We start from the raw sequence: 13,458 nt of genomic DNA, 5'->3' as shown, positions 1-13,458 counted from the left end.
TTAAGTGATACAAGACACATCAAATAATCGAAACAATACCTCAGACGGGCTGTCGTTTCCCGTGACAGAACAGAGCGGGCTGCTGGACTTTCTGCTGCAGCATATAACAAAACTGTCGCGAAACAGCGTGAAGTCGCTTTTGACACGCAAAGTTGTTTTTGTCGACGGCAAGCGTGTGACGAAACATGATTATCCCCTGAAACCGGGTCAGACCGTTCACGTCGCCAAATCATCCGGCAGCGTTGAAAAGAACATGCCGGTGATTCTTTATGAGGATCAGGACCTGCTTGTCATCAACAAGCCGGCCGGTCTTTTATCCATCGCGACTGATACAGAAAAGGACATGACGGCGTATCATCTGATGACCGACTATGTGCGCCGGAGCCATCCAAAAAACCGCCTTTTCATCGTCCACCGGCTCGACCGCGAGACGTCCGGCGTTTTGCTGTTTGCCAAAAACGAACGGATGAAGCAGGCGCTGCAGGACAATTGGGAGGCCCTCGTGAACGAGCGGCGCTATACCGCCGTCACAGAGGGCTTGTTTGACAAGAAAGAAGGTACCGTCCGCTCCTGGCTTAAGCAGACGAAAACACTCCTGGTGTACTCCGGGAAAGCGGGAGACGGGCTGGAAGCCGTCACGACTTATCGCGTTATTCGTGAATCGGCGGAATATTCGCTCGTCGATATCCTGCTTGAAACGGGCCGCAAAAACCAAATCCGCGTCCACATGAAGGAACTGGGGCATCCCGTCGTGGGTGACACCAAATATGGCGCGAAAACAAATCCATTTAAACGGCTCGGGCTTCACGCAAACGTCCTTGCGCTTTCGAAGCCCTTTTCCAACGAGCCGATGCGTTTTGAAGCGCCGGTGCCCGGCCGTTTTATGACGCTTTTTCAGCGCTGACCGGCAACGCATCCTTTTTCCGGGGCAGCCTGTGAAGGAACGAACAAGTAGACAAGGTGGATCGACGCATGATGCTCTCCGAGGATTTTTATACGATCCTGCAGGTCCATTTTTTGGCCGAGCCGGAGGTCATTGAAAGCGCCTACAAACGGCTGGCGAAAAAATACCATCCGGACGTGAGCCGCGTGCCGGGCGCGGACAGCCGAATGCAAAAAATTAACGAGGCGTATGAAACGCTGCGCGATGCCGATAAAAGATGTCTGTACGACCGGCAGCGCCGCCCGGCGCGGGAGCCCGGTGTTCACGCGCCATTCAAAACCGCGGACGCCGAAGCGCGGACAGCCGGAAAAAAAGAAGATGACGCAGTGCCGCCCGGCGCACGGGAAGCGCTAAGAGCGTATTTCGACGCCATTACAAGCCGGGATTTCTCCGGCGCATACGCGCTGATCACGTCAGCAGACAAGAAGAACATTTCGGAAGATGATTTTATTCGCTGGCAAAGCTGCGTCTCGCGCGTTTACGCGCTGAGCGCTTACATGATTGCCGGTGCGCAAGCGGCGCGGGCTGTTGCCCCGGACGGCCGGGCAGCCGTTCTGTCGGTTGCGTTTTCCGTTTTGACGACGGAGCAGAACGCCATTATCGGCCGGATCGAAAAGGACACTGTCGTTAAAAAAGTGCTTCTTGAAGAAAGCGCGTGGCACGTCGCCGTCGGGTTCGACAATGTCGCCCCATATATCGAGCGTTTTGAGGCGTTAAACGGTTTGCTCGCCGCGAAGTCGGCCATCAGCGACATGGTGGAGCATTACAGCCAGAAGGATGCCGCGACGGGCCTCTTTAACAGAAAAGGCTTTTCGGAGGCCGCGCAGCGAGAGGTTTGGCGGTATAACCGCTATGGCAACGTTTTTTCCGTCTTGCTCTTAGAGGTTGACGTGAGCGATCCAAGCCGCTCAAAAAACAAAGCCCTTCACTCGGACGCCGCCGAATGGGCGGGCAAACTGCTTTGCCAAAGCTTCCGTAACCTTGATATTCTTGGCCGATGGGGCGAGACGGGTTTTATCATCCTGATGCCGGAAACAAGGCTTTCCGGCTGCTTCGAGGCTGCGAAAAAAATCCTGTCTGTTTTCCAGTCGCAAAAGCTTGTACATAACCGCAAAGCTTATCACGTGAAGCTGAATATCGGGATTGAAGAGTTCAACGGCTCGTTGGAGGACACTATCCGCAATTTGAACACCTATATCGGCGCGGCCGGTAAAACAAAAAGAAACTGTATTGTTTACTTTAGCGGCATTTACGAGTAAAATAGGCGTTGAAACGCATCATAAAACAAAATCGGCGGATTCAATCCGTCCGACGATATGATCTACTGGAGGAAATATGGAAAAGCAGAGAATTGAAAACGCCGTGCGGGAAATCCTTTACGCGATCGGTGAAGACCCAGAGCGGGAAGGCCTCGTGGACACGCCGAGAAGAATTGCCAAAATGTATGAGGAGATCTTTTCCGGCCTTGCCGAAGACCCCGAAAAGCACCTGGAGATCTTCTTTCAGAAAGAAATGTATGAGGAGCTTGTGCTCGTCAAGGATATCCCTTTCTATTCGACGTGTGAGCACCATCTCGTCCCCTTTATCGGGAAGGCGCATGTTGCCTATATCCCCAAGAATGGCAAGCTGACAGGCCTTTCAAAGCTTGCGCGTGTCGTGGAATCCGTTTCCCGCAGGCCGCAGCTTCAAGAGCGCCTCACCGCAACCGTTGCCGACACGATTATGAAAAAGCTGGAGCCGTACGGCGTCATGGTCGTTGTTGAAGCCGAGCATTTGTGCATGACGATGCGCGGTGTCAAGAAGCCGGGCTCCGTGACGCTCACCTCCGCGATCCGCGGCATTTTTGACAACGACCCCAAGGCGCGCGCCGAGGTTTTGTCAATGATCAACAGCGGGAGATAACGGCGGCAATGAACGGGTTAAATTTATCGGCGCCGGTCAAGCGAATGTCCTTTTGCGGCCATGAGCTCGTCTTCGGCGAGCGGACGCTTATCATGGGCATTTTGAACCTCACGCCCGACTCGTTTTCTGACGGTGGGGACTTTGTCTCTGTTGACGCGGCCGTCCATCACGCAAAAAGGATGCTCGCCGATGGCGCCGATATCATCGATATCGGCGGCGAATCGTCACGCCCCGGACACACGCGTATCGATGCCGCGGAGGAGCTCCGGCGCGTCATCCCCGTCATCCGGGCGCTTCATCAGGAGACGAACGCCATCCTGTCGCTCGACACGATCCGTGCCGAGGTCGCCGAGGAGGGCGTGAAAAACGGTATACACATTTTAAACGACATCTGGGGATTTCAGGAGGACCGGCAGCTGGCCGCCGTTGCCGCGCGGTACAAAACCCCCGTTGTTCTCATGCACAACCAAACCGGCACGGACTACGCCGGCGACATGGTGGCGGAAATTTGCCGCTTTTTAAGGCAATCCGTCCAGATTGCGCTTGATGCCGGCGTACCGGACGACGCGATCATTTTGGACCCCGGTATCGGTTTTGGCAAAACGCCAGAGCAGAACATGACTCTTATGAGCCGCCTGGCTGAAATCAAGGCGCTGGGCTATCCTGTGCTGCTCGGCGCGTCACGTAAATCCATGCTCGGCCGCATTCTCGATCTGCCGCCGAAGGAACGCGTGGAAGGGACAATCGCAACGACCGTCTTGGGCATTGCGCAGGGCGTTGATATTGTCCGCGTGCATGACGTGACGGAAAATCTGCGTGCCGCGAAGGTGACGGATGCGATCGTGAGGGGTTTTCATGGATAAAATACTGCTGTCAAATCTTGTATTTTTCGGCCATCACGGCGTTTTGCCTGAGGAGCAGGCGCTCGGCCAGCCGTTTGAACTGGACGTGACGCTTTATATGCCGCTTGACAAGGCGGGCCGGTCGGACGACCTTGCCGACACGGCCGACTATGCCGCCGTCTACGCTGTAATCCGCGACGTTGTGACGAAAGAGCGGTATGCGCTCATTGAGGCATTGGCCGAACATATCTGCGACGGCATCTTTAAAGCCGCACCGCCAGTTCAACGGGTTTCCCTGCGCATAAAAAAACCGCAGGCCCCGATTGACGGGATATTCGATTATGTCGGTGTTGAAATTGAGCGGGACAGGCCATGAACCGACTTTTCTTGAGCCTCGGCTCCAATCTCGGCGACAGGGCGGCAAACATACAGCAGGCTCTCACGCTTTTATCGGAGCAGATTCATATTATTCGCCGCTCCCCTTTTTACGAGACGGAGCCTGTCGGATTTAAGGACCAGCCCTGGTTTTTGAACATCGCCGTGGAGGCGGAGACAACGCTGGCGCCTTTGGCACTGCTTTGCGTCACACAGGGTGTTGAGCAGGAGATGAAGCGGGTCAAGACAATTGTCAACGGGCCTCGGATTATCGATGTGGATATCCTATTATATAATAACGATCGGATCGTCACGGAACAGCTTGTCATCCCCCATCCAAGAATGCTCACGCGCGCGTTTGTTTTGAAGCCGCTGTGTGATATCGCCCCCAGCCTTGTGCTCGACGGCAAAACTATTCGCGAGCACGCCGAAAGCGTCAAGGGTGAAGACGTCCGTCTCTTTGACGGGCTTGACCGGGTCAATGCTATCATCTCAGACCCGGACTTTATCACCTATACGGAAAAGAATATCAAGGCGGAAGCCTCGCGTGAATTCTGCCGCCACGACCTGCTGCACGCCTTTGATGTGGCGCGGATTGCCGCCATCCTCAATTTAGAGGAGCTTCACGGCTTTAAAAAAGATGTCTTATACGCGCTGGGTCTTTTACACGATGTTGGCCGCTGGCGGGAATATGACAGCGGCGTTGATCATGCCGCGGCCAGCGCCGAGCTGGCCGAACCGATTCTCTCGCGCTGCGGCTTTGACAAGCCGGAGACGGACGCCATGCTCCGGGCCATTGAAAGCCACCGGAAACCCACGGGCGACGAAGTACTGTCCGGCCTTCTATACCGCGCCGACAAGCTCTCGAGAAACTGCCGTTTCTGCAAGGCGATCACCGCTTGCAAGAAGTATCAAAACGGGGAAACGCCGCGCTTTCGCTATTGAACGCTGCCGCGTTGCTGCTTTTATTGAATTTTTCGTACCTTCAGCAGAAACATTCGGCCAAAAAAAGCGTATTCTATTGCAAAATGTATATTGACTTTGAATTTTTATCATGATAACATTGTCATAATCATCATACGCGTTAGGAGTTATGTGCGTGTCCGCTTTTTTTACTTTTGAAATCATAATTATTAGCGTACTTGTACTCGGTGTAATTATCCGGGTTATTAGTCATGTTAATATGAAAGATTTCGCTGTTTAAGAGGGCAGAACATAACGACTCCCATGAAACGGAGCCCTGCAGTGAAAACAACTGCGGGGCTTTTTGGTTTGTTTGACGATTTATATGAGTATAACACTAATGAATTAAAGGAGGACGGAGAACATGTTGTTAACAGGCGCGCAGATTCTAATCAAAACACTCATCGAGCAGGGTGTTGACACCGTATTTGGCTATCCGGGCGGAACGGTTATTAATATTTATGATGAGCTTTATAAAAACAGCGATAAAATTCATCACTATACAACAAGTCATGAGCAGGGCGCTTCGCACGCCGCCGACGGTTACGCCCGCGTGACCGGCAAGACGGGTGTTGTGATCGCCACCTCGGGCCCGGGCGCGACGAATCTCGTGACGGGCATTGCAAACGCCTATCTCGATTCAACACCGATGGTTGCCATTACCGGCAACGTCGCCACTAATATGCTCGGACGCGACAGCTTTCAGGAGGTTGACATCTCCGGCGTGACGATGCCCATCACAAAGCACAATTATCTCGTTAAGGACATCACGAAGCTGGCGGAAACAATCCGCGATGCGTTTGCCCTGGCGATGGAGGGCCGCCCCGGCCCCGTGCTCGTTGATATCACAAAGGACGTTCAGACCGGCAAGACGGAATACGAGCCGTCCCCCGCTTCGGCTGCGGGAACGCCGCCTGAAATCAGCACGATGCAGCTCAACGATGCCGCGCAGCTCATTCGCGAGGCCAAGCGCCCCTATATCTATTGTGGCGGCGGCGTCATTGCCTCCAACGCCTCCGAAGCGCTGATGGCCTTTGCTGATCAGATTGACGCGCCTGTCGGCCTGTCTATTATGGGCCTCACGGCCGTCCCGTACGCGCACCCCCGTTATCTCGGTATGGTTGGCATGCACGGCCGGTACGGCGCGACCAAGGCGCTGTATGAAAGTGATTTGCTCATCGCCGTCGGGACGCGCTTTTCCGACCGCGCCACCGGCAATAAAGTTGAGTTCATGCGCGACCGAAAGGTGCTGCAAATTGATATCGACCCGGCTGAGATTGGCAAAAACATCGGCGTCACGTCCTGCGTCATCGGTGATGTCAAAGGCGTCTTGTCGGCTTTAAACGCGCTTTTGCCGCAACTGGAACACAAGGACTGGATGGAGCGCATCCAGTATATGAAGGAGCATCCGGACAACAACCTTGAAATGAACCCGATGCGCCTGACGCCGCAATCTGTTATTGAGGGCGCCTGCCGTAAAAACGGCGACAATGTTGTGGCAACCGACGTCGGCCAGCATCAGATGTGGACGACGCAGTATTACCAGTTTAAAAAGCCGCGCACCTTCGTCACAAGCGGTGGCCTCGGCGCCATGGGCTTCGGCATGGGCGCGGCCATTGGGGCCTCGATCGGCGCCGGCTTTAAAAGAACGATTCTCTTTACGAGTGACGGCAGCTTCCACATGAACCTCAGCGAGCTGGCAACGGCCGTCACGAACAAGCTCCCGCTCATCATCATCGTGCTCAATAACCGCGTTCTCGGCATGGTTCGCCAGTGGCAGACGCTCTTCTTCGACGGCCGATACTCCAACACGACGCTTGAGCGCCAGACGGATTTCGTTAAGCTTGCCGAGGCCTTCGGCGCTGTCGGCCTGCGCGCGGAGACGAATGCCGAATACGAAAAATGCCTTGAAGAGGCGTTTGGATACGACACGCCGGTGCTCATCGACTGCACCATCGACAGCGACGAGCGCGTTTTGCCGATGATTCCGCCCGGCGGCAGCATCAACGACATTATCTTGAGATAAGGAGGATTTAAGAAGATGCAAAACCCATTTATCGTTTCGCTTCTCGTGGCCAATCACTCGGGCGTTTTAACACGTGTCTCTTCCCTCTTTTCAAGAAGGGCGTTCAACATCGACAGCCTGACCGTTGGCGAGACGGATGACCCGACGCTCTCGCGCATGACAATCGTCTCTTGGGGCGACGATTACATGAAGGACCAGATCGTCAAGCAGCTGCAGAAGCTGCAGGATGTTCGAATCGTCCAGCTAATGGACTCCGACCAAATCGTCGTCCGTGAGCTGATGATTATAAAGGTCCGGCTGACAAAAGGCCAGCTGCCGGAGGTGATGGAGGCCGTCAACGCTTACCGGGCCAATGTTGTCGACTTGTCCCCCGAATCCATGGCGATTGAAATTACCGGCGAAACCGTCAAGCTCAACGCGTTTTTAGACTATATGCGCCAGTACAGCATTATCGAAATGACGCGCACAGGCCCCACGGCCATCGGTAGAAGCACGTATTGCCTTGAAAACGACTGACACACGGCTGCAGGCGGGAAACGAACCCGCTTCAAGATAAGCGAATTCACTAAATTTTAGGAGGAAAAATAAAATGGCCAATATGTATTACGAAAAGGACTGCGACTTCAGTGTCCTCAAAGGAAAAACCGTCACGATCATCGGCTACGGCAGCCAGGGCCACGCCCATGCACTCAATTTAAAGGACAGCGGCGCCAACGTTATCGTTGGGCTGTATGAAGGCTCCAAATCCTTTGACACCGCGACGGCCGCAGGCCTCAAAGCCATGGTCACAGCCGACGCCGTTAAAGCGGCCGACATTGTCATGATCCTCGTCAACGACGAGAAGCAGGCGGCGCTGTATAAAAACGACATCGCCCCCAACCTGAAAAGCGGCGCGGCGCTCGCTTTCGCCCATGGCTTTAACATCCACTACGGCCAAATCGTTCCTCCGGCCGATATCGACATCATCATGATCGCCCCGAAAGGCCCCGGCCACACCGTTCGTTACCAGTATGAAGAGGGCAAGGGTGTTCCCTGCCTCATCGCCGTGCAGCAGAACGCCACCGGCAAAGCGCGCGATATCGCGCTGGCTTACGCCTACGGCATCGGCGGCGCGCGCGGCGGCATTTTGGAAACAACCTTCCGCGAGGAGACGGAGACAGACCTCTTCGGCGAGCAGGCCGTTCTCTGCGGCGGCGTCACCGAGCTGATGAAGGCCGGCTTTGACACCCTTGTCGAGGCGGGCTACCAGCCGGAGAATGCCTATTTCGAGTGCGTGCACGAGATGAAGCTCATTATTGACCTCGTCATCAAGGGCGGCCTCAACTTTATGCGCTACTCCATCAGTGACACGGCGGAATACGGCGATTACACCATCGGCAAGCGCATCATCACCGACGAGTCGCGCCGCGAGATGAAAAAGGTACTCTCCGAAATTCAGGACGGCTCGTTTGCCCGCAACTGGATTCTTGAAAATCAGGCCAACCGCCCCTTCTTCAATGCCCGCCGCCGCCAGGAGCAGAGCCTTCTCCTTGAAAAGACAGGCGCCGAGCTCCGCGCCAAAATGAGCTGGCAGAAGGAAGGCAAATAGGAACTGCTGTATTCGGCTAGGGTGCTTCCAGCCATCCTTAAAACGAAAGATGCGACGGGCGAACACAGTTCGCCCCTACGGTCACCCCGTGTAGGGGCGATTTGTAATCGCCCGTTGACCTTTCTGACTCCACTGAAAGGACTCCTGTATATGAACAGTGACAAGATCAAGGAAGGCGTCGCCAGAGCGCCGCACCGGGCGCTCTTGAAGGCAACAGGCCTGACCGGCACGCAGATCAAAAAGCCGCTCATCGGCATCGTCAATTCGTTTAACGAAATCGTGCCGGGCCATATTCACCTGGCGACGATTGCCCGCGCCGTCAAGGATGGCGTGCTTGCCGCCGGTGGTACGCCGATTGAATTCAACACCATCGGCGTTTGCGACGGCATTGCCATGGGCCACGAGGGCATGAAGTATTCCCTCGCCTCCCGTGAGCTCATCGCCGACAGCATTGAGTGCATGGTACGCGCGCACTGCTTTGACGCCCTCGTCTTCATCCCCAACTGTGATAAAATCATCCCCGGCATGCTGATGGCGGCCTCAAGGCTCAACCTCCCCTCCATCTTCATCTCCGGCGGGCCGATGCTGTCGATTAACGACACAAACGGCGCGGCAATGGACCTCAACAGTGTTTTTGAGGCTGTCGGCAGCTATAACGTCGGCAAATTTGACGATCAGCAGCTTGGGTATTACGAGGACAACGCTTGCCCCGGCTGCGGCTCCTGCGCCGGTATGTTTACGGCAAACTCCATGAACTGCCTATGCGAGGCCGTCGGCATCGCCCTGCCGGGCAACGGGTCAATCCCTGCTGTCTACGCCGCGCGCACGCGCCTTGCCAAGGCGGCCGGTACAAAAATCATGGAGCTTTTGGAAAAGAACATCCGCGCGCTCGATATCCTCAATGACAAAGCCTTTACGAACGCTCTGACCGTTGATATGGCGCTTGGCTGCTCGACGAACACGATTTTACATCTGGCGGCCATCGCCAATGAGGCGGGCATTGATTTCAGCCTGCCGAAAATTAACGATCTCAGCCGGAAGACGCCGAACCTGTGTAAGCTCGCCCCGGCGGGTAAGCACCACCTGCAGGATTTAAACGCCGCAGGCGGCGTGCAGGCCGTGATGGCCGAGCTCAATAAAAAGGGCTTTCTTGACACAACGGTGATCACCGCAACGGGCCGGACGCTTGGGGAAAACCTCGCGGCGGCGCGCAATCTCGACAACACGGTGATCCGCGACATTGACAATCCCTACTCTCAAACAGGCGGTATTGCGATCCTCTTCGGCTCGCTTGCCCCCAACGGCGCCGTCGTCAAGCGCAGCGCCGTGTCGGACGATATGCTGGTGCATCGGGGCCCGGCCCGCGTCTTTGACAGTGAGGACGCCGCCAGAGACGCCATCTTTGGCGGGCAAATCAAGGCCGGCGACGTCGTTGTCATCCGGTATGAGGGTCCGTCCGGCGGCCCCGGTATGCGCGAGATGCTCTCCCCCACCTCGGCGATTGCCGGTATGGGGCTTGACAAATCTGTCGCGCTCGTGACGGACGGCCGTTTCTCCGGCGCCACGCGCGGGGCTTCGATCGGCCACGTCTCGCCGGAAGCGCAGAGCGGCGGCAACATCGCCTATGTTCTGGAAGGCGACATGATCGCTATCGACATCCCGAATTATAAGCTTGACCTTGAGATTTCTGAGGAAGAGCTTGAAAACCGCAAAAAGACAATATCCATTCAACCGAAAAAAGAGTTCGGCGGCTATATCGGGCGCTATATGCGTTACGTCTCCTCCGCTGAAAAAGGCGCTGTTGTCAACTAATCCGATTGACAGCATGCTTTATTTTCTCAAACAAACAGTAACAGAAAGGAGGGATCACGGTGCAAAAGCTTGAAATGTTCGACACGACGCTGCGTGACGGCGCACAGGCGGAAGGCGTTTCCTTTACCGTTTCGGATAAGCTGGCCATTGTCAAAACGCTTGACGATTTCGGCATCCGTTATATCGAGGCGGGCAATCCCGGCTCGAACCCGAAGGATATGGAGTTTTTCAGGGCGGTGCAATCGCTCCCGCTGAAGAACGCGCGCCTTGTCGCCTTTGGCAGTACAAAGCGCAAAAACGTCACCGTGGAGGATGACGCAAATGTGGTCTCCCTTCTGGAGGCCGGCACCGCATGCGTATCGATCTTCGGAAAATCATGGGACCTGCACGTCACCGAAATCCTGCATGCGACGCTTGAGGAAAATCTCGTCGGCGTCCGCGAGACGCTTCAATTTTTCAAGGAGAAGGGCAAGGAGGTCATTTTTGACGCCGAGCATTTCTTCGACGGCTACAAAGCAAACCCTGATTATGCCATGCGCGTGCTCAAAGCGGCAAAAGACGGCGGCGCCGATGTTCTTGCTTTATGCGACACAAACGGCGGGACGCTGCCGATGCAGGTTTACGAGATCGTCAAAACGGTTTGCACGGCTTTCCCGGACACGCGGGTCGGCATCCACTGCCACAACGACTGCGGCTGTGCCATTGCCAGCTCCATGATGGCCGTTGAAGCCGGAGCCTGCCATGTGCAGGGGACGTTTATGGGCATCGGCGAGCGCTGCGGCAACGCCGACCTCTCCGTTATTATCCCAAATCTGCAGCTCAAAGCCGGCTATCCCTGCGTTGACGGCGGCCTTGAAGAACTGTGCGCCACGGAGATTAAGCTCTCCGAGATCGCCAACATGGCTGTTGCCAAAAGTAAGCCCTACGTCGGTGAGAGCGCCTTTGCCCACAAGGGCGGCATGCACATTGACGGTGTTGACAAGCTCTCCCGCTCTTTCGAGCATGTTGATCCGTCCCTCGTCGGCAACAGCCGCCGCTTCCTTCTATCCGAGGTATCGGGGAAGAAGGCCGTTTTGCTGAAAATCAAGGACATCGCGCCCCATCTGACGAAGGACAGCCCGGAGACGGCGCAGATTTTAGAGCGCCTCAAGGCGCTTGAGCACGAGGGGTATCAGTTTGAGGCGGCCGACGCGAGCTTTGAACTGCTCGTGAAAAAGATCATCGGCACGTTTAAGCCGCACTTTGACCTCGACCTGTACAAGGCCAGCAGCGAGTCTCCCGTCCCGGAGGGCGAGATGAATTCCATCGCCATGATCAAAATCAAGGTTGACGGTAGCACCGAAACGACAGCGGCCGTCGGCAACGGCCCCGTCAACGCGCTTGATCAGGCGCTGCGCAAGGCGCTGTGTGTCTTCTACCCTGTTTTATCGTCCGTCCATCTTTTTGATTATAAGGTGCGCGTATTGGAAACCGGCTTTGCGACCGGTTCGCGCGTGCGCGTGTTGATTGAATCGACAGACGGGCACCGAAACTGGATCACCGTCGGCGTGTCGACCGACATTATTAAGGCGAGCTTTGCCGCCCTGGTCGACTCGCTGGAATATAAGCTCTGCCTTGATGAGCATTAAAAACCTGTTCAAAGGCGGCAGCACATATAAATACCCCTGTCAACGGAACTGCGCATGACAGGTCACCAGAATCTTTGCCGGGCGCAGCGGCGGAATGAGGCTAATTTATGGGAATGACGATGACACAAAAAATCCTGGCTGCCCACTGCGGTGAAAAAAGTGTGACGGCCGGGCAGATCATCATGGCAAATCTTGACCTCGTCCTCGGTAACGACATCACAACGCCCGTTGCCATCAACGAGTTCAACAAGGCGGGCTGCAGCTGCGTCTACGACCAGAACAAGGTCGTTTTCGTCATGGATCACTTCACACCGAACAAAGACATCAAAGCGGCCGAGCAGGCTAAGCAAATCCGCGAGTTTGCAAACGAAAAAGGCGTTGTCAACTTCTTCGACGTCGGGACGATGGGCGTTGAGCACGCCCTCCTCCCCGAAAAAGGGATGGTGATTTGCGGCGACCTCGTCATCGGGGCCGACAGCCATACCTGCACCTACGGCGCGCTCGGTGCGTTTTCGACGGGCGTCGGCTCGACCGATATGGCCGCCGGGATGGCGACCGGCAAGGTCTGGCTTAAGGTGCCCTCGGCCATTCAGTTTAATCTGACGGGCAAGCTCCGCAAGAACGTCTGGGGCAAGGACGTTATTTTGCACATCCTGGGGCTGATCGGCGTTGACGGCGCGCTGTACAAATCGATGGAATTCTCCGGCGACGGCGTCGGAACGCTGTCGATGAGCGACCGCCTCTGCATCGCCAACATGGCCATCGAGTGCGGCGCGAAAAACGGCATTTTCCCTGTCGACGAAAAAACGCTGGAGTACGTCAGCGCCCGCTCGACGAGAAAACCCGTTGTTTTCGAGGCCGACCCCGACGCCGTATACGATCGCGTGATTAACATTGACCTGTCACAGGTTAAGCAGACGGTTGCCTTCCCGCATCTCCCTGAAAACGCGCGGACCTTTGACGATATGCCGGACGTGAAAATCGATCAGGTCGTCATCGGCTCGTGCACAAACGGCCGTCTGGAAGACCTCGTCATCGCTGAGGAGATTCTCCGCGGCAAAAAAATCGCCAAGCATGTGCGCTGCATCGTCATCCCGGCGACACAGCAGATTTATTTAGACGCGATGGAGATGGGGCTTTTAAAATCCTTTATCGAGTCCGGCTGCGTCGTCTCAACGCCGACGTGCGGCCCTTGCCTCGGCGGCCACATGGGCATTCTCGCCAAGGGTGAGCGCTGCGTGGCAACGACGAACCGTAACTTCGTCGGCCGGATGGGCCACCCCGAAAGCGAAGTATACCTGGCAAGCCCCGCCGTCGCCGCCGCTTCGGCGCTGGCAGGCAAAATCGCGCCGGCGGAATAAGACAGGAGGACATAAATT

The 13,458-nt window shown here is 55.7% G+C and carries 12 protein-coding genes; all 12 read left to right on the top strand.

Annotated features, from left to right (window positions below):
- Positions 1-4 precede the first annotated feature (4 nt).
- The 12 genes from IZU99_03515 (at position 5) to leuC (ending at position 13,440) form a co-directional block, all read left to right on the top strand.
- A complete protein-coding gene (locus IZU99_03515) occupies positions 5-904 on the top strand; it encodes an RluA family pseudouridine synthase (GenBank protein UOO38335.1) in 900 nt (299 codons plus the stop codon).
- Positions 905-972: 68 nt separating this feature from the next.
- Positions 973-2,202, top strand: a complete 1,230-nt coding sequence (locus tag IZU99_03510; protein UOO38334.1) for a DnaJ domain-containing protein — start codon at positions 973-975, stop codon at positions 2,200-2,202.
- Positions 2,203-2,278: 76 nt separating this feature from the next.
- Positions 2,279-2,845, top strand: coding sequence for a GTP cyclohydrolase I FolE (gene folE / locus IZU99_03505; protein ID UOO38333.1), 567 nt, complete (start codon positions 2,279-2,281; stop codon positions 2,843-2,845).
- Between the two features lie 44 nt (positions 2,846-2,889).
- Positions 2,890-3,708, top strand: a complete 819-nt coding sequence (gene folP / locus IZU99_03500) for a dihydropteroate synthase (GenBank protein UOO38729.1) — start codon at positions 2,890-2,892, stop codon at positions 3,706-3,708.
- Positions 3,701-4,063, top strand: coding sequence for a dihydroneopterin aldolase (folB, locus tag IZU99_03495; protein ID UOO38332.1), 363 nt, complete (start codon positions 3,701-3,703; stop codon positions 4,061-4,063). The genes folP and folB overlap by 8 nt, the downstream gene beginning before the upstream one ends.
- The gene (gene folK / locus IZU99_03490; protein UOO38331.1) at positions 4,060-5,007 is read left to right on the top strand and encodes a 2-amino-4-hydroxy-6-hydroxymethyldihydropteridine diphosphokinase; all 948 of its coding nucleotides are present in this window, start codon (positions 4,060-4,062) and stop codon (positions 5,005-5,007) included. The genes folB and folK overlap by 4 nt, the downstream gene beginning before the upstream one ends.
- Before the next feature lie 382 nt (positions 5,008-5,389).
- Entirely contained in the window at positions 5,390-7,051 is a 1,662-nt protein-coding gene (gene ilvB, locus IZU99_03485) for a biosynthetic-type acetolactate synthase large subunit (GenBank protein ID UOO38330.1), read from the top strand.
- Between the two features lie 15 nt (positions 7,052-7,066).
- Positions 7,067-7,567 (top strand): acetolactate synthase small subunit, encoded by a 501-nt coding sequence (gene ilvN / locus IZU99_03480; GenBank protein UOO38329.1) that lies wholly within the window; start codon positions 7,067-7,069, stop codon positions 7,565-7,567.
- 73 nt (positions 7,568-7,640) lie between these two features.
- Entirely contained in the window at positions 7,641-8,639 is a 999-nt protein-coding gene (gene ilvC, locus IZU99_03475; GenBank protein ID UOO38328.1) for a ketol-acid reductoisomerase, read from the top strand.
- Positions 8,640-8,789: 150 nt separating this feature from the next.
- The gene (ilvD, locus tag IZU99_03470) at positions 8,790-10,451 is read left to right on the top strand and encodes a dihydroxy-acid dehydratase (protein UOO38327.1); all 1,662 of its coding nucleotides are present in this window, start codon (positions 8,790-8,792) and stop codon (positions 10,449-10,451) included.
- 59 nt (positions 10,452-10,510) lie between these two features.
- The gene (locus IZU99_03465; GenBank protein UOO38326.1) at positions 10,511-12,079 is read left to right on the top strand and encodes a citramalate synthase; all 1,569 of its coding nucleotides are present in this window, start codon (positions 10,511-10,513) and stop codon (positions 12,077-12,079) included.
- A gap of 107 nt (positions 12,080-12,186) precedes the next feature.
- A complete protein-coding gene (gene leuC, locus IZU99_03460; protein UOO38325.1) occupies positions 12,187-13,440 on the top strand; it encodes a 3-isopropylmalate dehydratase large subunit in 1,254 nt (417 codons plus the stop codon).
- Positions 13,441-13,458: the final 18 nt, after the last annotated feature.

The organism is Oscillospiraceae bacterium CM (assembly GCA_022870705.1).
In the GTDB taxonomy this organism is placed as follows: Bacteria; Bacillota; Clostridia; order Oscillospirales; family Oscillospiraceae; genus Sporobacter.
The sequence above is the reverse complement of the archived record's forward strand: the minus strand, read 5'-3'. Positions and strand labels throughout refer to the sequence as shown.

Bases quoted from the DNA above. Each gene is read 5' to 3' on its own strand.
- ilvB (UOO38330.1), top strand. From the start codon at position 5,390: ATGTTGTTAACAGGCGCGCAGATTCTAATCAAAACACTCATCGAGCAG.
- ilvD (UOO38327.1), top strand. From the start codon at position 8,790: ATGAACAGTGACAAGATCAAGGAAGGCGTCGCCAGAGCGCCGCACCGG.
- folK (UOO38331.1), top strand. From the start codon at position 4,060: ATGAACCGACTTTTCTTGAGCCTCGGCTCCAATCTCGGCGACAGGGCG.
- leuC (UOO38325.1), top strand. From the start codon at position 12,187: ATGGGAATGACGATGACACAAAAAATCCTGGCTGCCCACTGCGGTGAA.
- folP (UOO38729.1), top strand. From the start codon at position 2,890: ATGTCCTTTTGCGGCCATGAGCTCGTCTTCGGCGAGCGGACGCTTATC.
- ilvN (UOO38329.1), top strand. From the start codon at position 7,067: ATGCAAAACCCATTTATCGTTTCGCTTCTCGTGGCCAATCACTCGGGC.
- folB (UOO38332.1), top strand. From the start codon at position 3,701: ATGGATAAAATACTGCTGTCAAATCTTGTATTTTTCGGCCATCACGGC.
- folE (UOO38333.1), top strand. From the start codon at position 2,279: ATGGAAAAGCAGAGAATTGAAAACGCCGTGCGGGAAATCCTTTACGCG.
- IZU99_03510 (UOO38334.1), top strand. From the start codon at position 973: ATGATGCTCTCCGAGGATTTTTATACGATCCTGCAGGTCCATTTTTTG.
- ilvC (UOO38328.1), top strand. From the start codon at position 7,641: ATGGCCAATATGTATTACGAAAAGGACTGCGACTTCAGTGTCCTCAAA.